This window comes from Streptomyces sp. NPDC002206 (genome assembly GCF_053593595.1).
The window spans coordinates 526,988-545,987 of the sequence record NZ_JBSFCW010000002.1 but is presented as its reverse complement, the minus strand read 5'-3'; the positions used below and the strand labels follow the sequence as shown (position 1 = coordinate 545,987).

At 69.2% G+C, this 19,000-nt stretch carries 20 protein-coding genes and 2 pseudogenes; 11 read left to right on the top strand and 11 right to left on the bottom strand.

What is annotated here, in order from left to right; all coding sequences use genetic code 11:
* Positions 1 to 36: 36 nt before the first annotated feature.
* Together ACWCP8_RS07360 and ACWCP8_RS07355 are read left to right on the top strand one after the other, a co-directional pair.
* On the top strand, positions 37 to 396 hold the full coding sequence (locus tag ACWCP8_RS07360; protein WP_451114913.1) for a rhodanese-like domain-containing protein: 360 nt from the start codon (positions 37 to 39) through the stop codon (positions 394 to 396).
* Positions 393 to 1,175, top strand: a complete 783-nt coding sequence (locus tag ACWCP8_RS07355) for a sulfite exporter TauE/SafE family protein (protein ID WP_352263420.1) — start codon at positions 393 to 395, stop codon at positions 1,173 to 1,175. Before ACWCP8_RS07360 ends, ACWCP8_RS07355 begins: the two co-directional genes overlap by 4 nt.
* Positions 1,176 to 1,213: 38 nt before the next feature.
* Here ACWCP8_RS07355 and ACWCP8_RS07350 read toward each other — a convergent pair whose 3' ends face one another.
* A complete protein-coding gene (locus ACWCP8_RS07350) occupies positions 1,214 to 1,492 on the bottom strand; it encodes a metal-sensitive transcriptional regulator (protein WP_352263419.1) in 279 nt (92 codons plus the stop codon).
* Positions 1,493 to 1,569: 77 nt separating this feature from the next.
* Between ACWCP8_RS07350 and ACWCP8_RS07345 the strand changes: the two genes are divergently transcribed.
* A complete protein-coding gene (locus ACWCP8_RS07345) occupies positions 1,570 to 2,142 on the top strand; it encodes a rhodanese-like domain-containing protein (protein WP_352263418.1) in 573 nt (190 codons plus the stop codon).
* Between the two features lie 76 nt (positions 2,143 to 2,218).
* On the opposite strand, the gene ACWCP8_RS07340 is transcribed toward ACWCP8_RS07345, so the two are convergent.
* Positions 2,219 to 3,514 carry an alpha/beta fold hydrolase gene (locus ACWCP8_RS07340; RefSeq protein WP_352263416.1) on the bottom strand — a complete coding sequence of 432 codons (1,296 nt, stop codon included), beginning with the start codon at positions 3,512 to 3,514 and terminating at the stop codon, positions 2,219 to 2,221.
* A gap of 106 nt (positions 3,515 to 3,620) precedes the next feature.
* Between ACWCP8_RS07340 and ACWCP8_RS07335 the strand changes: the two genes are divergently transcribed.
* A complete protein-coding gene (locus ACWCP8_RS07335) occupies positions 3,621 to 4,784 on the top strand; it encodes a betaine/proline/choline family ABC transporter ATP-binding protein (protein ID WP_451114725.1) in 1,164 nt (387 codons plus the stop codon).
* Positions 4,785 to 5,050: 266 nt separating this feature from the next.
* Here the strand turns inward: ACWCP8_RS07335 and ACWCP8_RS07330 are convergent, their stop codons facing one another.
* Entirely contained in the window at positions 5,051 to 5,773 is a 723-nt protein-coding gene (locus ACWCP8_RS07330; protein WP_451114723.1) for an HAD-IA family hydrolase, read from the bottom strand.
* Positions 5,774 to 6,183: 410 nt separating this feature from the next.
* On the opposite strand from ACWCP8_RS07330, the pseudogene ACWCP8_RS07325 reads away from it, so the two are divergent.
* Positions 6,184 to 6,371: pseudogene (locus ACWCP8_RS07325) on the top strand (alpha/beta fold hydrolase); the annotation flags it as partial.
* Between the two features lie 92 nt (positions 6,372 to 6,463).
* On the opposite strand, the gene ACWCP8_RS07320 reads toward ACWCP8_RS07325, so the two are convergent.
* Genes ACWCP8_RS07320 through ACWCP8_RS07300 form a run of 5 tightly spaced genes read right to left on the bottom strand, consistent with a single transcriptional unit; the run spans position 6,464 to position 11,855 of the window.
* Complete coding sequence (locus ACWCP8_RS07320) at positions 6,464 to 7,927, bottom strand: FAD-dependent oxidoreductase (RefSeq protein ID WP_451114721.1); 1,464 nt, start codon at positions 7,925 to 7,927, stop codon at positions 6,464 to 6,466.
* Positions 7,927 to 8,217, bottom strand: coding sequence for a (2Fe-2S)-binding protein (locus tag ACWCP8_RS07315; RefSeq protein WP_352263407.1), 291 nt, complete (start codon positions 8,215 to 8,217; stop codon positions 7,927 to 7,929). Before ACWCP8_RS07315 ends, ACWCP8_RS07320 begins: the two co-directional genes overlap by 1 nt.
* Positions 8,214 to 9,416: an NAD(P)/FAD-dependent oxidoreductase gene (locus tag ACWCP8_RS07310; protein ID WP_352263405.1), complete on the bottom strand. Its 1,203-nt coding sequence runs from the start codon at positions 9,414 to 9,416 to the stop codon at positions 8,214 to 8,216. Before ACWCP8_RS07310 ends, ACWCP8_RS07315 begins: the two co-directional genes overlap by 4 nt.
* Entirely contained in the window at positions 9,409 to 10,347 is a 939-nt protein-coding gene (locus ACWCP8_RS07305) for a dihydrodipicolinate synthase family protein (RefSeq protein ID WP_328624824.1), read from the bottom strand. The genes ACWCP8_RS07310 and ACWCP8_RS07305 overlap by 8 nt, the downstream gene beginning before the upstream one ends.
* A 50-nt stretch (positions 10,348 to 10,397) precedes the next feature.
* On the bottom strand, positions 10,398 to 11,855 hold the full coding sequence (locus tag ACWCP8_RS07300; protein ID WP_352263402.1) for a Na+/H+ antiporter NhaC family protein: 1,458 nt from the start codon (positions 11,853 to 11,855) through the stop codon (positions 10,398 to 10,400).
* 197 nt (positions 11,856 to 12,052) lie between these two features.
* Between ACWCP8_RS07300 and ACWCP8_RS07295 the strand changes: the two genes are divergently transcribed.
* From ACWCP8_RS07295 to ACWCP8_RS07280, 4 genes and pseudogenes are all read left to right on the top strand, one after another.
* Positions 12,053 to 12,586 (top strand): helix-turn-helix domain-containing protein, encoded by a 534-nt coding sequence (locus ACWCP8_RS07295; RefSeq protein WP_352263768.1) that lies wholly within the window; start codon positions 12,053 to 12,055, stop codon positions 12,584 to 12,586.
* A 172-nt stretch (positions 12,587 to 12,758) separates the two neighbouring features.
* On the top strand, positions 12,759 to 13,118 hold the full coding sequence (locus ACWCP8_RS07290) for a helix-turn-helix domain-containing protein (RefSeq protein ID WP_451114717.1): 360 nt from the start codon (positions 12,759 to 12,761) through the stop codon (positions 13,116 to 13,118).
* Positions 13,007 to 13,789, top strand: a complete 783-nt coding sequence (locus ACWCP8_RS07285; RefSeq protein WP_451114715.1) for an IS630 family transposase — start codon at positions 13,007 to 13,009, stop codon at positions 13,787 to 13,789. Before ACWCP8_RS07290 ends, ACWCP8_RS07285 begins: the two co-directional genes overlap by 112 nt.
* Positions 13,790 to 14,043: 254 nt before the next feature.
* Positions 14,044 to 14,226: pseudogene (locus tag ACWCP8_RS07280) on the top strand (Gfo/Idh/MocA family protein); the annotation flags it as partial.
* Positions 14,227 to 14,259: 33 nt separating this feature from the next.
* On the opposite strand, the gene ACWCP8_RS07275 reads toward ACWCP8_RS07280, so the two are convergent.
* From ACWCP8_RS07275 to ACWCP8_RS07265, 3 genes are read right to left on the bottom strand one after another with little or no spacing between them, the layout of a single operon-like run.
* Complete coding sequence (locus ACWCP8_RS07275) at positions 14,260 to 15,213, bottom strand: ABC transporter substrate-binding protein (RefSeq protein WP_352263396.1); 954 nt, start codon at positions 15,211 to 15,213, stop codon at positions 14,260 to 14,262.
* Positions 15,210 to 15,887 carry an ABC transporter permease gene (locus ACWCP8_RS07270; RefSeq protein ID WP_352263394.1) on the bottom strand — a complete coding sequence of 226 codons (678 nt, stop codon included), beginning with the start codon at positions 15,885 to 15,887 and terminating at the stop codon, positions 15,210 to 15,212. Before ACWCP8_RS07270 ends, ACWCP8_RS07275 begins: the two co-directional genes overlap by 4 nt.
* Positions 15,884 to 16,561, bottom strand: coding sequence for an ABC transporter permease (locus tag ACWCP8_RS07265; protein ID WP_352263393.1), 678 nt, complete (start codon positions 16,559 to 16,561; stop codon positions 15,884 to 15,886). The genes ACWCP8_RS07270 and ACWCP8_RS07265 overlap by 4 nt, the downstream gene beginning before the upstream one ends.
* Positions 16,562 to 16,907: 346 nt before the next feature.
* Here ACWCP8_RS07265 and ACWCP8_RS07260 point away from each other — a divergent pair, with 346 nt between their 5' ends.
* Together ACWCP8_RS07260 and ACWCP8_RS07255 are read left to right on the top strand one after the other, a co-directional pair.
* On the top strand, positions 16,908 to 17,363 hold the full coding sequence (locus ACWCP8_RS07260) for an SRPBCC family protein (protein WP_352263391.1): 456 nt from the start codon (positions 16,908 to 16,910) through the stop codon (positions 17,361 to 17,363).
* A 248-nt stretch (positions 17,364 to 17,611) separates the two neighbouring features.
* Complete coding sequence (locus tag ACWCP8_RS07255) at positions 17,612 to 18,343, top strand: flavodoxin family protein (protein WP_352263389.1); 732 nt, start codon at positions 17,612 to 17,614, stop codon at positions 18,341 to 18,343.
* Positions 18,344 to 19,000 lie beyond the last annotated feature (657 nt).

Below are 19,000 nucleotides of genomic sequence, written 5' to 3'. Positions count from 1 at the left end.
CCTGCACTTCTGGAGCACTTCCCCATGCCTTCCCTGATGTCCTTCTTCCGGCGCGGCCCGGGCCGCGTCACCCCGGCCGAGGCCCGTCGGCGGACCGCCGATGGTGCGGCGGTCCTGCTCGACGTACGCGAAACCCCCGAATGGAAAGCCGGACACGCTCCGGACGCCGTCCATCTGCCGCTCTCCCGGCTGGCCGCCGGGAAGACACTGCCCGCTTCGGCCTCGGGCCGCCCGGTGGTCGTCGTCTGCCGTTCCGGCCACCGTTCCCGGCAGGCCGCCCGCATCCTTGCCGGACGCGGCACCGACGCCGTCGACGTCACCGGGGGCATGACCGCCTGGGCGGCCGAGGGGCTGCCCGTGCGGAACCGTCACGGAGCGGCGGGCACCGTCGCATGACCACCCTGATCCTGGCCCTGGTCGCCGGTGCGGTGGTCGGTCTGGCACTGGGCGGGCTGGGCGGCGGCGGCAGTGTCCTCGCCGTTCCCGCACTGATCTATCTGCTCGGCTTCACCCCGGCCGCGGCCACCACCGCCGCTCTGCTCATCGTCATCGCGACCTCCCTGACCGCGCTGGTGGCGCATGCCCGGGACGGTCACGTCCGCTGGCGGACCGGCGGACTCTTCGCGATGGCGGGCATCGTGCCGGCAGCGGTGTCCGGGGCACTGTCGGTCCGGATTCCGACGGGGGTGCTCACGGCGGCGTTCGCAGTGCTCGCGGTCGTGGCCGCGGTGCGGATGATCCGACCGCGGGCGCCTGCGCGTTGCGAGGCGACTTCGGCCGGGGCGTACGCCCCGGACCCCGCCGACCGTACGGACGCCTGGCGGGCCGTGCGCGCCGGGGCCGGCCTCGGCTCCGTGACCGGGTTCCTCGGGGTCGGTGGCGGATTTCTCGCCGTGCCCGCGCTGGTCACCGTCCTCGCCGTCCCCATGACGGCAGCGGTCGGTACCAGCCTGCTCGTCATCACGGTGAACTCCACGGCTGCCCTGGCCACCCGGCTCACCACCCCCACCTCGCTGGACTGGGCGGTGATCGCCCCGTTCACGGCGGCGGCGGTCCTCGGGGCCTGGGACGGCAAGCGTCTGGCCACCAAGGTGTCCACTGCCGCACTCCAGCGGATCTTCGGCGCATCGCTGCTCGCCGTTGCGCTCTTCATGCTGGTCGACAGCGTGGTCTGAGCCACGCCACGCCGTCGACAGCGGATCGGGATCCGGGCTCAGGCGAGCGAGAGGAACAGCTTCTCCAGCCGGGCGCGCATCTGGTTCCGGTCGGCGGGTTCGGCGCTGTCGTCGGCCATGCAGTGCTGAAGGCCCGTCGCGATGATCGCGAAACCCGCCCGGTCGAGCGCGCGCGAAACGGCTGCCATTTGCGTGATGACGTCCTCGCAGTCCCGGCCTTCCTCGATCATCCTGATGATCGCGGCAAGCTGGCCCTGAGCGCGGCGAAGGCGATTGAGGACCGATTTCAGTTCGTCGGCCGCCATGTCAAATTCCACACATCCTCCTTCGAATACCCCAAGGGGTATTCTAGCCTGTCCGGGGTACGCCCCGGCGACGAAAGGAAGCATCCCTCGTGACCAGCCCCGCCTCCCTCTCCCCCACCCAGGCCGCAGCCCGGATCGGCGAATTCACCGTCATCGACGTGCGCGCCCCGGGCGAGTACGCCTCCGGGCACGTGCCGGGCGCGCTGAACATCCCGCTGGACCGTCTCGACGAGGCGCTGCCCGCTCTGAAGGCGGCGTCGGCCCGCGGCTCCCTGCTCGTGGTATGCGCCTCCGGTGTCCGTTCCACCCGAGCCTGCGACGTTCTCTCCGCGGCGGACATCGACGCCGTCACGCTGTCCGGCGGCACGTCGGCATGGGAGGGCGAGGGCCACGGCCTGGACCGCCCCGCCGGCGCCCGGGCCACCTGGCCGATGGAGCGTCAGGTCCGGTTCGCCGCCGGTTCGCTCGTGGTGGCCGGTCTGCTCGCGGGCCGGCGCTTCCCGGCCGCACGCTGGCTGTCGGCGGGCGTCGGCTCCGGTCTGGTCTTCTCCGCGGTGACCAACACCTGCGGGATGGCCGCCGTTCTCGCGAAGCTGCCGCACAACCGGGCGCCGCGCTCGGCGGTGGACTTCGACGCCACGCTGGACGCACTGCAGAGCTGAAGCGGTACGGAAGTGCCCGTACGGCAGGAGCCGGTCGCGCCACCCGCGTGACCGGCTCCTGCCGTGAGCAAGCGGGTCAGACGTCGTCCCGGACGAGGGCCAGCAGCCGGTCCAGCACCTGCGGTCCCCCGGCGCGCAGACCGTCGTGCTCGAACTCGTTCGTCACCCAGGTGCGCAGTCCGCGGATCGACGCGGCGGTGCACAGCGCGTGCTCCGTGTCGACGTACATGTCGTCGTGGTAGACGGCCGCGGCGACCGGCACCTGGTTGGCGGCGAGGCGCTCGGGGTCGTACAGCTCGGGCCAGTCGGTACGGGAGGCGAGCAGTTCGGCGGTCTCGCGCAGCGGACGCAGCGCCGGGTCGACTTCGAAGTGCCAGGGGTGGATGGTCTCGCCGGTGAAGAGCACCGGCCCGTCGCCCGCCAGGGCGGTGGCGACGTCGAACTGCGGGAATTCGGCACGGACCCGCTCGGCGGCCCAGCCGGTGGGCTGCTTGCCCTGGCCGTAGATCGCCTCGTGCATCAGGGCGTACAGAGGGTGGCCCGCGAACGAGTTGGCGGTGCGCATGGCTTCCTGGAACGTGTCGGAGAGCTCAATGCCCAGCGGCGTGCGGACGAAGGCGTTCTCCAGCAGGTAGTGCAGCTGATGGCTGCCGTTGCCGCTGCCCAGCATGATGCCCAGGGACTGGAACCCCTCGGGCGTGAGGCGGTGTCCGGCGCTCTCCGGGCGGTGCTCCGCAAGGTACGCGGCGATCTCGCGGACGCGCTCGACGTCCTGCGGGTAGCGGGCGTAGTGGGCGGCGACCTTGCGCTCGATCCGTGGGTACGCGGCGCGGTACACGTCGTCCGCGTGGGCATCGAGCGAGGGCAGCCCGCCAGTGATCAGGACAGCCTTGAGCCCCTCGGGGGCGGCCGACAGATAGCGGACCGCGCAGAAGCCGCCGAACGACTGGCCGAGCACGGTCCACGGGGCGCCGCCGGTCAGCTGCGGCCGGATCAGCTCGCAGTCGCGCACGATGTTGTCGGACCGGAAGTGGGCGAGATAGTCGGCCTGCTCGCGCGGGCCGCCGCGCAGCGGCAGCGTCTGCCGGTTGGCAGGCGTGGAAAGGCCGGTGCCGCGCTGGTCGAGGAGCAGCACGCGGAACTCCTCCACCGCCCGCCCGAGCCAGGCCTCCGTACCGACGAAACGGCGGGCCCCGAAGCCGGGTCCGCCCTCCAGATAGACCAACCACGGCAGCTCTTCGTCGGCCTTGCCGCGGGCGACGGCTTCCCGGCCGAAGAGCTCGATCTGCTCACCGCCCGGATCGGTGTGATCGAGAGGAACCGTGAAATGACGGTCGGTGAGAACGACGCCGGGCTGCCGGTAACTGCTCAAGAGATGCTCCTGGATCAGATGTTTCACAGACAGTTCAGCACACGGCCGTGACTCGGACGGTCCCGGCCCGTGTGCGCCGTGCACGGAGCGCTCCTAGCGTGCAGTCATGATCCGGTTCGAGCAGGTCAGCAAGGTCTATCCGGACGGTACGACCGCGGTCGACGGGCTGTCCTTCGAGGTGGGCGAAGGGGAGCTCGTCACGCTGGTCGGACCGTCCGGCTGCGGCAAGACGACCACGATGATGATGGTGAACCGGCTGATCGAGCCGACCTCGGGCAGGATCCTGGTCGACGGCGAGGACATCGCGCAGATCGACCCGGTGAAGCTGCGCCGCCGGATCGGCTATGTCATCCAGCAGGTCGGGCTCTTCCCGCACCGGACAGTCCTCGACAACACGGCGACCGTCCCCTCGTTGGTCGGCTGGAAGCGGGCGAGGGCGCGGGAGCGGGCGGCCGAGCTGCTGGATCTGGTGGGACTGGACCCGAAGACGTACGGGTCCCGCTACCCCGCCCAGCTCTCCGGAGGCCAGCGCCAACGGGTGGGCTTCGCACGGGCGCTGGCCGCCGATCCGCCGGTTCTGCTGATGGACGAACCGTTCGGCGCGGTCGACCCCGTGGTGCGCGAGCGTCTGCAGAACGAGTTCCTGAGCCTGCAGGCGACGGTCAGGAAGACGGTCCTGATGGTGACCCATGACATCGAGGAGGCGGTCCGGATGGGCGATCGGATCGCGGTGTACGGGGAGGGGCGCATCGAGCAGTTCGACAGCCCGGCCGCCGTGCTGGGCACGCCGGCGACTCCGTACGTGGCCCGGTTCGTGGGCGCGGACCGGGGACTGAAGCGGCTGTCGGTCACCACGATCGAGCCGGACGACCTGGAGGAACCGCCGGTCGCGCGGCTCGACGAACCCGCCCGGACGGCGGCGGCCCGGCTGAACGACGTGGACGCCCGCTGGGCGGTCGTACTGAACGGCGAGGGGGAGCTGCACGGCTGGGTGTCGGCGGACGCGCTGCGGACCGCCGGGGAAAACGGCACGGTCGGGGACCTGGCCCGCCGGATGGACGCGTGGGTGCCGGTCGGAGCCCCGCTGAAGCAGGCATTCAGCGAGATGCTCCAGCAGGACGCCGGGTGGGTGGCGGTGCTGGACGGCGCCCGTTTCCTCGGCGTACTGACTCCGGCGAAGCTGCATGAGGCGCTGCGTCGGTCGGTGGACGCGGACGCGCGGGGGGTGGGGCGCGACGAGGTGCAGTTCGACTCGGTGGCGGACGCGTAGCAAGCCGGGCACTTCGACATCGAGGAGGAGTCGCCCCCGCCCGTGCCGGCCCAGATCTCGTGCCCACCGGCCTCAACCCCATCGGCACCCGAGCCGAAGATCCCTTGACCGGCTCTCCCGCGAAGCCTAGGCCCGGACTTCGCGGGTCACCGATTCAGGTCTGTGGCCAGTGGGTTTGTCCGATGTCGGTGTCGAGGAGATCGAGGAGGTGGAGTTGAACGCCGCGGGCGATCTGCCGTTCAAGCCAGGCTTGGACCGTACCCACTTCACCACAGGTGCGTGCACCCTTTGAATGACGGCGAGTTGGCGGGCTGGCTGGAAAGCGCCTCCTCGGGGAGGACTGCGTTCACCCCGAGGAGGCGCTCCAGCTCGTCGACCGTCTCGTTCTCAGTTGTCGCGAGGACGGTGGTGATGCCGAGGGCCTCGGCGGGCGGAAGGTTCACTGGGTGGTCGTCGACGAAGAAGCAGGCCGGCCCCGGCAGGCCGAGGCGGTCCAGGGTGAGCTGGTAGATCGCCGGGTCGGGCTTTGCGAGACCGACCACTTCCGAGACCACGTGGACGTCGAACAGGTCCCAAATGCCCGCATGAGCGTAAGGGTTGAACGGCTCCAGTCCGAAGCTGTTCGACAGGAGCGCCAGCCGGTATCCGGCGTCCTTGGCGGCGCGGGCGAGCGCCGCCATGCGTCGGGCCGACGGTACGCCCGCCCAGGCGCGTCCCATCAGGTTCTCCGGTGCAACGTGTGCGCCGAGCAGGGCGGCAGTCCCCTCGTTCCACTCGGCCTGGGCGATTTGGCCGATCTCCAGGGCGGTGTACAGCCGCCGCCCCTCGGGATGGTCGTTGAGCGTCGCCCGCCATGCTTCCGCGGGGAGCCCTTCGGACTCGCACCATGCGCGGTGCACGGGGCGGGGGTCCCCGGTCAGCACCCCGGCGAAGTCCAGGATGAGCCCGCGGGGGGCGTCGTGGTGGGCGGTGTCCGTGGGCTGCAGCATGCTGCGGGGTTCCTCTCCGTCGACCTCAACGACGACGCTACCGCGAGGTGTTCCGCTCCTTCATCGCGTGCGTTTCGTCGGCTTCGCCGACGACGCTGTGTAGGACGCCGGGGCAGGAGGAGTCCAGGAGGCTGGAGGGCACGTGTAGGATCTCGCGGCTCGTGTCATGCGCCATCGCGCTGACCGGCTGCTTCTCGGTCTGTCTCACGCTTTGGCTGAGCGTTCTTGTCTCAGGATGGGTGGCATTTCCTCATGCCCGCCTCGGGAGCCATGACGGCCGGGGTGAGATCTTTCAGCGGGCGGTGGTCCAGACTTCCTCGAACCCCTCGGGTCGGCTGCTCCGGATCAGGGCCTGCCCTGAGAGTGCCCTCCAGGTATGAGAGACGGCTGACTTCCCAGCTCAGGAAGTCAGCCGTACACCCTGTGCGGTCTGGGGCGCCAACGACGAGATCTTCGGCCCGGCGGGTGCGCAGGCCTTCATCCAGGGCCTGCCCCATGCCGAGATCCTCCTGCTCGAGTCCGGGCACTTCGCCCTGGAGAGCCATCTTGAGACATCACCCAGTACATCCACGACTTCCTCGGCCGCGTCCTCGTCTGATGCGGCGCCAAAGGGTTGTCCCGTGATCCCTGGTGGATCGGCGCGCGGCGTCAGAGATCAGCTGGAGATGTCCAACGGCCGTGGCATACCGGTCACGAACGAAGAGGATCCGATCCGTCCGATGCGGATTGCTCGGCAGCCGAGTCGAGGCTTCGGAGGTCCCCGACAGGCACAGGTTTGACCGGCAGGTGGGCGGAGAAGCGTCCGCCGAGCCCGATCGGCTGCTCGCGCGCCGATGCAAGGATCGTGCCGACGCTGCTCTCGCAGTAGCGTCCCTGGCAGGGGCCCATGCCTGTGCGGCAGGAGAGCTTGACGGCGTTGACGTCGCTGACGAACGGCGACGATGCGAGGAAGTCGTCGATTGTGCCGCGTGTGACCATTTCGCATCGGCAGATGGTGGTTTCTCGCATCGCCAGATCTCCGAGTGCCTCGCGGACCGGTTCGAACATGCGTTGCACCACGGTGGAGAATCGTGTCGCTTTACGGATATCACGTTCCGCTTCGGCGAACGCCGCGGGGGGCACGGCGCGGCCGAGGTCGGCGGCGATCCCGAGACCCGCGAGCGCGCCCTCGGCGCGGGACCGGTCGGCGCCGGCGACACCCGTGGGCTCGCCGGCGACGAACACTCCAGGGACGGATGTCTGCCGTCGTTCGTCGTGTGCGACCACCCAGCCGCCCCGTGGCGAGTCGAACGCGAGCTCGCATCCGATCTGGCGGGCAAGCTCCGTCGACGCGGAGAAGCCGTACCCGAGCACGAGATGCGATGCAGCGACCTCGCGGGGTGCGCCCGTCACCTCCCACCGCCGGTCGACCCGGGCGAGCTCGACACGGGAGACGCGTTCCGTGCCGTGGGCGGCCGTCACGATGGTCCGGGGCGAGACTCGGACGCCCTTGCGCACCAGCCGCGCCAGGATCGCGCCCGTCTCTGCGAGCATCCGCAGATGACCGGGTACGGCGCCGAGGGCGCGGAGCATGTCCATCGGCGTCGGGATGCTCTGCGCGAACGCGACCTCGCGTACCGGGACGCCGTCGCGGACGAGCAGGTCGGCCACGAGCAGCAGCAGCGGATGCGCCCCGGCCAGCACGACGTCGCCGACGGGTGCGATCTTCTGTGCCTTGACGAGGGTCTGGACACCGCCGGCAGTCATGACGCCGGGCAGCGTCCAGCCGGGGAAGGCGACGGGGAGGTCATAGGCGCCGGTGGCGATCAGCAGCCGCCGCGCGCCGATCACGCGAGTGCCGTGTTCCGGGTGGTTGATCGCCACGCACAGACCGTCCAGCTCTGCGTCGTCGTGCAGCACACCGATCGCAGACCAGCCGAGCTCCGTCGTCAGTCGCGGGTCTTCCTCGAACCGCTGGATGAGCTCGGTGGCCCAGTCGTAGCCGGCGGTGGGGTGCAGGATGCTTCCGGTGAAGGCCTCGGGCGGCTGACGGAAGATCTGCCCGCCCGCCCGCTGCTGCTCATCGATGACCACGACCGTCAGACCATGGTCGGCTGCGGTGAGAGCCGCCGACATGCCCGCCGGACCTGCGCCGATGATCGCGACATCGAACATCACAGCCTCCCTGACGTCTCGATGACCATGCCCTCGCGCGCCGGGACCAGGCAAGTGCGGGTCAGCGGCCGGCCGTCGACGGTGGCGACGCACTCGAAGCACGTCCCCATGTTGCACAGCGGCGCCCGGGGTGCCCCGGTGCGGTCTCGTTCGAACGCGGCCCCTTCGGCGAGCATGGCGGTGGCCACCGTCTCGCCCGAACAGGCTCGAACCGGGTCACCGTCCACGCCGATCGTCACGGCGTCGCCGCGCTCCTGCGCGGTGCGACGCCAGGCACTGTCTGTGGTCATGAGGTGCTCCTTTCCGCAAAGCGGGCCGGGTCGTACGGTGCGAGGTCGATATCGGGTGAGCGCCCGGCGATGAGGCCGGTCAGCACCCGCGCGAAGCTCGGCCCGAGGGTGAACGCCGATCCGCCGGTGGCGACGAACACCCCGGGCGCGCCCTTGACCGCGCCGACGAGCGGGAGCTGGTCGGGTGCCACCGTGGTTGCGCCGACCCAGCTGCGCACGGCGGGTACCCGTTCCAGCGCGGGAACGGTGTTCACGGCCGCACGCGCGTTGCCTGCGATCGACTGCGGGATCAGCTGGTGCTTGCGGTCGAACGCCGGGGCGCCGTGCGCGTCCCTCATCAGACGTGCCGGCCACCCGCCGCCGATGAGGACCGTGCTGTCGAGCGACTGCTTGAGCGACAGGCGCGCGCCTGCGTGCTGAACGAGGTGCGGGATGAGCTTGGGGATCTTCGAGGTGACGGTCATCGTGAGGGCGAGGGGGACAGTGGGGAGCTCTGAGTCGAAGATCCGCCCGAGCTCGGTCGTCCACACGCCGGCGGCGAGCACGACTGCGGCGGCCCGGACGGTGCGGGCCTGTTCGTCTCCTGCGCGGCCCGTCTCCCGGAGGGTGACTTCCCATCCGGTCGGAACGCGATGCGCGCCGACCAGGCGGGAGCGTGTGCGCACGCTCGCACCGGCCGCGACGGCCGCGCGGCCGACCGCGGGAGCGGCGATGCGGGCGTCCGCCTTTCCTTCCAGCGCGCTGAGGTTGGCTGCGAGGATGTTCCGTGAGAGGTACGGTGCGACGGCGTCGAGCTCGGTGCGATCGAGCGTGCGCACATCGAGGCCCCAGGAGCGTTCCAGCTCCGCCTTGAACTCAAGCATCCTGACCTGGTCGGCGTTCTCGGCGACCATGAGCCCGCCCGTCTGGCGCACGCCGAGGGGCTCTCCGATCTCGTCCTCCATGCGCGCCCACATCGCGGCGGCGTCGAGGTGCAGCGGCATCGCCTCCGCGGCGACGCGCGCGGCCTCCTCGCCTGCCTCGACCATCCGGTATTCGAGCTGGAAGTGCAGGCTCCCGGCGTTCTGGCCCGAGGCGTGCTGGTTCACCTGATCCTTGTCGACCAGGAGCACGTGCGCACCGTCGCGGGCGGCCATCCACGCCGTGAGGCAGCCGAGCAGCCCGCCGCCGACGACAACCAGGTCGTACCGCTCAGTCATCGGCGAGCGGGTGCGTGTCGATGCCGAGCTCGTGCAGGGTCGCCTCGACGCGGGCGACCTCGTCCGGTGTGAGCTCAAGGAGCGGCGCCCGCACGAAACCCGCGGGGATGCCACGCAGCCGCAGCGCGGTCTTGATGATCGCCTGCTGGTTGCCGAACTGCACGCCGTAGTCGGGACGGAACCACGCGTCCATGTACACGCGGTCCTTCTTGCCCAGTTGGACCGCGCGCTCCCGGTCCCCGGCGTCGACGGCGTTCCAGAAGTCGGCCTGGTCGCGGCCGAGGATCCCGCCCGTTCCCATCAGGCCGTCGCCGTGGCCGAGGATCGCAAGGTCGGCGCCGAGCGCGTTGGTGGGCAGGCCGAAGTACCGCACCTCGCCCTCCAGCGCGTACATCCCGGCGAGGAAGCTCGCGAAGTCTCCCGTCGAGTTCTTGATCGCGACGACGTTCTCGATCTGCGCGAGCTCGGTCAGCAGTTCCACGTCCATGTCCACGACGCAGCCGCGCGGCCAGTTGTACACGGTCATCGGGATGTCGGTGGCATCGCTGACCGCCCGGTAGAACGCGACGATCTCCTTCCCGTTGGGCACGATGTAGGGCGGCGGGGTGAGGAGGATGCCGGCGAGGCCTGCCGCCTCCGCCGCGCGGGCGTGGGCGATTGCCTCTTGCGGGGTGAACGCATTGCAGGCGCCGAGGACCGGGAAGGCGCCGCTCTGGTGCTCGGCGCCCGCCGCGAACAGTTCCGCGCGTTCCTTCGCGGACAGGGAGAACCACTCGCCGCTGGTGCCGGCCAGGATCGCACCCTGGATGCCCTCGTCGACGAGCCAGGCGACCTGCACGTGCAACGCGTCGATGTCGAGCGAGCCCTCGCGGGTGAACGGTGTGGTGATTGCGGGGATGTAGCCGCGCCAGTTGACTGTGTTGCGATCCATGCGTGCTCCAGTTGCCGTCGTCCGGTGGTGTTCTTGCTGGGGTGTGCCGGTCAGACCGCGGCGGGCGTGCGCTCGGGTCGCTTCAATTCGACGCCGTCCGGGCCCTCGAAACGGCGACCCCAACCGGTCGCGGCCGCCACGACCAGGACGACGGTGAGGACGAGCGGGTAGAGCATCGCGACGAAGATCTCCGTCGTGGCCAGGGCGGGAACGCCCTTGAACCCGGTCGTGAGCTGCGCGCCGATGAACAGATAGGCGCTGAGAACGGGGACGATGGCGGCGATCCCCATCGCGAAGCAGTCCATGACGACCGCCCGGCGGTACGGGTGCAGGCCGACGCGGGCGCCGATCTTGTCGGCGACCGGGCCGAACGTGAGCATCGCGGCCGAGTTCACGCCGCCGAACAGCAGCGTGGTGACCGAGATCCCGATGCCGATCGCGAACTCCGCACCGCGCGGGGTGCGGGACAGCCGGCTTCCGGTGAGGGCGCCCACGAGCCAGTCGAGGATGCCCGCGTCCGTGAGTACGCCCATGATGCCGAACACGGCCACCACCAGAGCGATCACACTGAGCATGTCGCCGACGCCCGAGATCAGGAATCCGGTCGGAGCCCCGTCGCGGACGCCGATGACTCCCTCAGGGGTCAGCAGGCCCGAGGCGAGGCCGGTGACGATCCCGGTCGCCAGCCCGATCGTGACCGCCTTGAAGATGTCGCGGGTGAGCAGCGCCACGGTGAGCATGAGCGCGACGGGGATGAGCATCACGAGGGCGAGCGGGTTGGCGGCCTGCTCCAGCAGTTCCTGCGAGTGTGCAGAATTGCTCGAGCGGCCCGACGACCCCAGCACGAAGAACCCGACGGCCGCGAGGGCTGCAGCGGTGAAGGCGAAACGAGCGCGGTTGCGCACGACTCCGGCGATATCGGCGGTGCCGGTCTTGCGTCGGAACGCCTGCGTCGACGACGAGATGACGGTCGTGTCGGAGATCGGGGCCACGTTGTCTCCGAAGATCGCGCCGGAGATGACCGCGGCGGCGAGGAACGCCGGCTCGGCGCCGAGGAACACGCCGGCCGGGTAGAAGATCGGAAACGCTGTGAACATCGTCCCTATGGACGACGCCGTCGACATCGAGATGATGCACACCGCGACGAACGTGAACAGTGTGAAGGTGCCGCCGTCGACGCCGAGGAACTCGGCGAGCCACACGAACCCGCCAGAGACGTTGGTCTCCTTGATCAGGGCGGACATCAGACCCACGCAGAACAGGATCATCACGATCGTGACCGCGGTGGACGATCCGATCCCCCTGGTCACGGCGGACCAGTACGCCGAATACGGCTTGGCGAACAGCGCGCCGACGAGCAGCGCGACGACACCTCCCGCGGCGAGGGCGGTCATGTCGAACGTCTTGAACACGACGAAGAAGACGACGCAGAAACCGAGGAACACGGCGACCGGCAAAAATGCCAGTGCCTTTCCTCCGCGGAAGACCAGATGGTTGTCGGCGCTCATTGGCGGTGGACTCTCCATGACGTTGAGGGTAACGCAAGGGCGTGTACTTATTTACACGAGTACACAAAAGTGCACGACGCCGTGGCTGTCAACCGGTGACTCTTCGGCAGTAGCGTGCCGAAGCTTCCCAGGGACCACGCACCTCGGGTGTACAAGAGTGCACAAGGGTGCACGGCTCAGCTAGGCTGACCACCGTGATGGGAGACCAGCTACGCGCGCTACGGACGGAGTCGGGGCTCAGCCTGCGCGATCTCGCGGCGCAGACCGGCCTGTCAGCGACCCTGCTCAGCCAGGTGGAGCGGGGCATCCGCGAGCCGAGCCTCAAGACCCTCCGGGCCTTGAGCACGGTGTTCGGTCCGTCGGCCGCCTCGCTGTTCCATGAGCAAGCCCCGCTCACGGCTCACCACAGCCGACCCGACGAACGTTCCCGGCTGCTCATGCCGAAGGGCCTCGTGCAGTACGAACGCCTGACGCCGAGCAACGGCCAGCTCGAAGTCCTGCTCGGCAAGCTCGAACCGGGCCATGCCTCCAGCGACGAGCCGTGGAGCCATGTCGCGGTCGAATGCGCCTACGTCATCAGCGGCACGGTCACGGTACACGTCGCCGATCAGCGTTTCGACGTGCAGGCGGGCGAGGCGCTGACCTTCGACGCCACACGGCCTCACCGCTACAGCAACAACGGAAGCGAGATGGCGACCTACCTGGCGTCGGTGACACCACCCACGCCCTAGATGTATTGCCCTGGGAGGTTGGTGTCTGGCAGATTCCTTCCCCTTTGCCAGATAAGACTGTTGTTGTGGGTTTGCAGAAGAAGCCGCCGGTCAGGTTGACCGCGCAGGATCGTGAGGATCTGGTCCGGGTGACCACGACAGGTGTTCGTGGGGCCTCGATGATCGTGCGCGGGTGCTGCTTGCGCTGGACAGCTCGGTGGGTGAGGTGGACACCAAGGAGGCGATCGCGGTCCGACCCGGCGTCTCCGGTGAGACGTTACGGCTGGTCGCCAAGCGTTTCGCCGAGACCAGTGGCGATGTGCACGCCACGGTCGCGCGGAAGAGGCGTGACCTCCCGCCGGTGCCCTCGCCGGTGACCGGCGAGGTCGAAGCCCGACTGATCGCGATGGCATGCTCACAGCCACCCCAGGGCTATACCCGGTGGTCGCTGCGGCTGCTGGAGAAGCATGTCGCGCTGGTCGAGGACATCCCCGATCTGGACCACTCCACCATCGGGCGGGTCTTAAAAAAACGGAACTGCGTCCTCACCTGAGAAAGTGCTGGACCATCCCGCCACGAGCGAACGCGGAGTTCGCGGCCCGGATGGAAGACGTGCTGGCCATCTATGCCCGGCCCTACGATCCGACACGTCCCGTGGTGTGCATGGACGAGAAGCCCTACCAGCTCCTCGCCGATGCCCGCGCCCCGCTCCCGGCCCGCCCTGGTCACGACGCCCGCCAGGACAGCGAGTACATCCGCTGCGACACGTGCTCGATCTTCGTGTGGGTCGAACCCCTGCGCGGATGGCGTCGCGTTCAGGCGCTGTCCCAGCGGACCCGGATCGACTGGGCCGGCCAGGTCAAGCAGTTACTGAGCGTGGACCACCCAGACGCTGAGGCCGTGGTGCTGGTGATGGACAACCTCAACACCCACGGCATCGCCTCGCTGTACGAGGCATTCGAACCAGAAGAGGCATTCGCCCTGGCCCAACGCCTCGAGATCCACCACACGCCCAAGCACGGGTCATGGCTCAACATCGCCGAGATCGAACTCTCCGCGCTGACCCGGCAATGCCTCGACCGCCGGATCAGCAACCTCGACAACCTCAACACCGAACTCTCAGCCTGGCAGAACGCCACCAACACCGACCAACGTCAGGTGAACTGGCAGTTCACCACCCACCACGCACGCATCAAACTGCGCCACCTCTATCCCAAAAATTAGCCGCGACGGTCTACTAGACCCGGACTTCGCGGGTCGTTGATTCGTATGGTGTGACCGGTCGGGGGGTGTCCTCGGGCCGGGTGTGGCGTTGGGTGGGGTGCGTCGAAGACTTCCCGGTCCCCGCGGCCACGGTCTCAGCGTCAGCGTTTTGAAGTAGCGGTGACGTCCGTGGTGGAGAAGCGTCTGGGCGCTCTGCCTGTCGTTTCCGACTTCACTCGTCGGCTGGATCCAGCCGGGATCATCGACGATCTGCCGCCGGGCGGCGGCCGCGCAGCAGTGGCGCCGACGGCTGGACGAGCCTCGAACTGGTCGCCGCCCTGTACAAGGCCGCCTTCACCGGTCACACCGTCCGTGCCGGTGAGATCGGTCCGGGCGATCCGTACTACAGCGCCCTGCACGGCAATGTCCCCGGCTGGGCGCCCGAGCCGACGGTATGACATTCGGCGGCCCGCCACCGCTGCCCTGAAGCTTCAGCCACCCACAAGGAGCTTCTTGGACTCCAGGTAGTTCCGCGCGACGTCCTCGGGCAGCCGTCGCCAGCTGTCCACCTGTTCGTTCATGCGGGCCAGGTCGGAGGTGGTCAGCACAGTGTTGAGCCGGTCCAGTGCGTTGCGTACCCCGGCGCTGCCGGCCCGCGCACGGTTGACGACGGGGACGAGGTAGTCGGCGTTCTGAAGGTGTTTGTCGTCGGCGAGCAGGACGAGCCCGAAGTTGTCGAGGGTGGCGTCGGTGGTGGTGGTCAGAACCATCTGGTCCCGACCGCTCTGTACGGCCTGTTTGGCCTGGGTGGTGCCGACACCCTTGGGGTCGACGGCGGTGATGTCGATGCCGTACGTCTTCTTCAGCCCGGGTGCGCAGTAAGGCCGTTGTACGCATTCGTCGCCCGCGGCGAGCCGCACCGGCAGCCCGGACCTGCCGAGGTCGCTGAGCGTCTTCAGTCGGTGCCGCGCCGCGTACGGGGCGGCAACGGCGAACGCGTTCTGGTCGACGGCGCGTCCTGGGTCGAGGACGGTGAGGCCGCGGGGGGCGGCCAGGGCGCGCAGGGCCTTCATGGTGGTGTCGAGGTCGGGCGAGCCGACAGGGGTGGCGTCGGCGCCGTTCTTCTTGGCATTCAGCCAGTCGGCGAAGGTGGCGGCGTACTCCGGTACGACGTCGATCTGGCCGCTCTCCAGCGCCGGTTCGTAGATCTCCCGGTTGGTGACAGAGATGATCTTCGTGGAGTAGCGGGCCCGGTCGAGCAGCAGCGCATACATCCGGGCGAGCAGATCGCTCTCGGTGAAGCCCGCGGAGCCGATGGTGAGGTGTCTGCTGTCGCCCGGCGGGGCGGTGACGTCCCCCTGGTTCTCCAGGGCGGGCCCGGTGGTGCACGCGGTCCCCGTCAGCAGCAGCGTCAGGAGTACGGGTAGGGTCCGGCAAGCCCTCATCCGGTGTCCTCGCCGCGCACCCAGGCGGGGGCGAACCGCTGGCCGATCTCGAAGATCCCTTCGACGATCAGAGCAAAGACGGCGACGAGGATCGCCCCTGCGACCACTTGCGGCGTGGAGGCGAGGTTGAAGCCCGCGGTGATGATCCGGCCGAGTCCCCCGCCGCCCGCCAGTGCGGCAAGGGTGGCGGTGGCGACGAGCTGGACGGCGGCGATCCGCACGCCGGTCAGGATGAGCGGCAGAGCGAGCGGCACCTCGACGCGTAACAGCAGCTGCCGGCCCGTCATGCCCATACCGCGGGCGGCCCGTACGACATCGCGGTCGACCTCCCGCATCCCCACGTACGCGTTGGTGAGCAGCGGCGGGACGGCGAAGAGCACCAGGGCGACGACGGTCGGCCCCTCGCCGTACCTGCCGATCGGGGTGAGGAGCAGGAGAACGAGGACGGCGAAGGTGGGGACGGCCCGGCCGACGTTGGAGATGTTGACGGCGAGCGCGCCGCCCTTGCCGAGATGACCGAGGACCAGGGCCACCGGCAGTGCGATGAGACAACTGATCAGCAGACAGACGACGGTGAGGAACAGATGCTGTTCGAGGCGGTGCCAGATGCCGTTGTCGCCGGACCAGTGGGCGGAGCTGGTGAGCCAGGACCAGGTGTCGGAGACGGTCTTCACGACTGCCTCCGGGTCCACGGGGTCAGCAGCCGCTGGACGCCGAGCAGCATCAGGTCGGCGCAGACCGCGATGACGACGCAGAGGACGGATGCAGTGAGCACCTGGGCCTTGAAGTAGGTGTTCATCCCGGAGTAGATGAGATTGCCCAGCCCGCCGTAGCCGACGATCGCGCCGACGGTGACCAGGGAGACCGCGGAGACGGTGGCGATCCGCAGCCCGGCCATGGCGGCGGGGAGCGCGAGTGGCAGCTCCACGGCGACGAGGAGACGGATGGGCCCGTAGCCCATGCCGCGGGCGGCCTGCCGGGTCTCCTCGGGCACGGCGCGCAGTCCGGCGAGGATGTTCCGTACGAGCAGGGTGAGCGAGTAGAGGACGAGCCCCGCGACGACGAGCGAGGCGGAGAGTCCGTAGACCGGCAGCAGCAGCGAGAACATGGCGAGCGACGGCACGGTGTAGAGGATGGTCGTCACGCCGAGCACAGGTCCGGCCGCCCAGCGCCGGCGCCGGGCGGCGAGAGCGAGCGGGACGGCGAGGAGCAGTCCGACGAACACGGAGACCGCGGTCAGCTGGAGATGCTGGATGACGGCGTCCTGGAGGATCTCGCGACGGCTCGTCAGATAGGCCCCGCAGAGCCAGTCGTTGCGCGCGAGGCAGTCGTCGGGTGGCGCGGTCATGTTTTCATTGGAGCGCGGCGAGACGGGAGCCGCGCGCCTGGATCGACTGTTCGGGGCGGCGCGGCCGGAGCGAACCTCGCGGCGATCGCATGCCATCGGACCGGGCGGCCGTGCGGGCTGCTCCGGTGCGTCACGGCCGACGGGGCAGCGGCGCGCCCGGGCGCCTTCTGAGCCGTCACCGTCTGCCCAGGGTGACGCGCAGCGCCGTCACATGTCGTTCCGCCTGCCGTCCTTCCCCGGCGGACTTATGATCGCCGTCCCGCGCCTTCGCGGGCCTTCGCGGGCCTGCGGTCGCGTGCCGCCCCCGCAGCCCGAACGCACCTGATCAGGGTGACGAGGAGAAGTCATGGCCACTCAGTTCGAGGCTACGGTCGAGATCGACCGGCCCATCGCCGAAGTCTTCGCTTATCTCGCCGATGGCGAGCACGACCCGGAGTTCAGTCCACGTGTGATGAGGATCAAGAAGTCGCCGGCCGGGCCGACGGCGGTGGGAACGGTGTTCCGGAGCACGGTCAAGGATGCCGGCATGAAGACCCGGCGGGAGTTCCGTATCAGGGAGCTGGTGACGCCCACCCGCATCCGCTGGGAGGAGCTCTCGAAGAACCTGGTCACCGCTGCCGAGGGCGGCTACGACCTCGAGGCCACAGCCGACGGAACGACCAAGGTGCGGATCTTCAACGTCCTGGAGGGCCACGGCATCGGCAAGCTCCTGGTGGGCTTCGCCGCCGGTGCCGCGCGCAAGGACGCGCCCGCGTTCGGACAGCGGATCAAGGCGGCGGCCGAGGCTGCGATCGCCCGCTGAGCAAGCAGTGATCCGCCCCGTCGGGCTCGTCCACCTCCTGCGGCGTATCGCCTCTCAGGGCCGGTCGACGAGCCCCACGAACACCGCACGCGTACTCACCGCGCGCATACGGCGACGCCTGTCCGGCCCACTCCTCGTGCACCTGCTGCGTATGGGGGGCACCCGCGCGCCTATGGCCGGGGATGCCCGGCGGTGACGGTAGACCGGGTGACGTCTCATGTTCTCCCGTACGCACAGAGGAGTCCCGCATGGTGTCACCCGGCCCTACCGATGACGCATACCGCTTCGACGATCTGCGCGCGATGTACATCAACTGCACGCTCAAGCGCTCCCCCGAAGTCAGCAACACAGAGGGACTGATCGACCGGAGCCGCGCGGTGATGGAGGGGCGTGGCGTCACCACCGAGGTGGTCCGGGCCATCGACCACGACATCGCCACCGGCGTGTGGCCGGACATGAGGGAGCACGGCTGGGAGACCGACGCCTGGCCCGAATTGTACGAAAGAGTGATGGCCGCCGACATCCTGCTGTTGTGCGGGCCGATCTGGCTGGGAGACAACTCGTCGGTCATGAAGCGCGTGATCGAGCGGTTGTATGCGTGTTCGTCCATCCTCAACGAGGCAGGGCAGTACGCATACTACGGGCGAGTCGGGGGCTGTCTGATCACGGGCAACGAGGACGGTGCGAAGCACTGCGCGATGAACGTGCTCTACAGCCTGCAGCACCTCGGGTACACGGTGCCGCCGCAGGCCGACGCCGGCTGGGTGGGAGAAGCAGGTCCGGGACCGTCGTACCTGGACAAGGACTCGGGCGGCCCGCAGAACGACTTCACCAACCGCAACACCACTTTCATGACGTGGAACCTGCTGCACCTGGCGCGGCTGCTCAAGGAGGCGGGTGGCATTCCGGCGCACGGGAACCAGCGCTCGGAGTGGGACGCCGGCTGCCGCTTCGACTTCGAGAATCCCGAACACCGCTGAATCCGGGAGCGGGAAGGGCGACCGGAGCGATCCGAGGGGCCCGCAATGCGGACGTAGAGGGTCTCACACCGCGAGTGTGAGAGTCCGTGCCCGGAGCCGACGCCCCGGCCCGACCGTCCTGGGCGAACTGACGGGCTTCCGCCATCTGTCCCTCACCGGACGCCGGTGGACCACCCTGCTGGACGAGGGCAAAGTGCCACCCACCCTCACCGCCGACCGCCCGCCCGGCCCACGCCGACGCCACCCTCGACGGCGCCCTCGCCTGGGCAGCCCGCCACGGCCTCAACACCGATAACGCTCTCCGCTCACCGGCACCCTCAAGACCGTCAGCGGGTGAAATTCGCCCCCTCTTCCTCCGGGTGGATGGCAGATTCTCGCGGGTCGAGCTGCAGCGACGGATCCGTGACCACGTGCACGGACTGCTGGAGCCGGTCGATCGGAAGAACGGCCGACAGTTCGCGGAATTTGTAGGTGACAGCACGCCGGACGGGCCGCAGCGTCTGCGCGAAACGCTGCAACCCCAGTGACCCGAACCCGGGTTCTCAGGCGGGACGGACGCGCAGGCCGCGCGTGTCGCTGTTGGGACATGTCGCAGTTGTGACACGTGAGGCCGGCGACACGTCAGCTTCATCAGTGGATTCTTTCGGGCAGGTTGTG

Bases quoted from the DNA above. Each gene is read 5' to 3' on its own strand.
- ACWCP8_RS07360 (WP_451114913.1), top strand. From the start codon at position 37: ATGTCCTTCTTCCGGCGCGGCCCGGGCCGCGTCACCCCGGCCGAGGCC.
- ACWCP8_RS07355 (WP_352263420.1), top strand. From the start codon at position 393: ATGACCACCCTGATCCTGGCCCTGGTCGCCGGTGCGGTGGTCGGTCTG.
- ACWCP8_RS07335 (WP_451114725.1), top strand. From the start codon at position 3,621: ATGATCCGGTTCGAGCAGGTCAGCAAGGTCTATCCGGACGGTACGACC.
- ACWCP8_RS07330 (WP_451114723.1), bottom strand. From the start codon at position 5,773: ATGCTGCAGCCCACGGACACCGCCCACCACGACGCCCCCCGCGGGCTC.
- ACWCP8_RS07320 (WP_451114721.1), bottom strand. From the start codon at position 7,927: ATGTTCGATGTCGCGATCATCGGCGCAGGTCCGGCGGGCATGTCGGCG.
- ACWCP8_RS07315 (WP_352263407.1), bottom strand. From the start codon at position 8,217: ATGACCACAGACAGTGCCTGGCGTCGCACCGCGCAGGAGCGCGGCGAC.
- ACWCP8_RS07310 (WP_352263405.1), bottom strand. From the start codon at position 9,416: ATGACTGAGCGGTACGACCTGGTTGTCGTCGGCGGCGGGCTGCTCGGC.
- ACWCP8_RS07305 (WP_328624824.1), bottom strand. From the start codon at position 10,347: ATGGATCGCAACACAGTCAACTGGCGCGGCTACATCCCCGCAATCACC.
- ACWCP8_RS07300 (WP_352263402.1), bottom strand. From the start codon at position 11,855: ATGAGCGCCGACAACCATCTGGTCTTCCGCGGAGGAAAGGCACTGGCA.
- ACWCP8_RS07295 (WP_352263768.1), top strand. From the start codon at position 12,053: ATGGGAGACCAGCTACGCGCGCTACGGACGGAGTCGGGGCTCAGCCTG.
- ACWCP8_RS07275 (WP_352263396.1), bottom strand. From the start codon at position 15,213: ATGAGGGCTTGCCGGACCCTACCCGTACTCCTGACGCTGCTGCTGACG.
- ACWCP8_RS07265 (WP_352263393.1), bottom strand. From the start codon at position 16,561: ATGACCGCGCCACCCGACGACTGCCTCGCGCGCAACGACTGGCTCTGC.
- ACWCP8_RS07260 (WP_352263391.1), top strand. From the start codon at position 16,908: ATGGCCACTCAGTTCGAGGCTACGGTCGAGATCGACCGGCCCATCGCC.
- ACWCP8_RS07255 (WP_352263389.1), top strand. From the start codon at position 17,612: ATGGTGTCACCCGGCCCTACCGATGACGCATACCGCTTCGACGATCTG.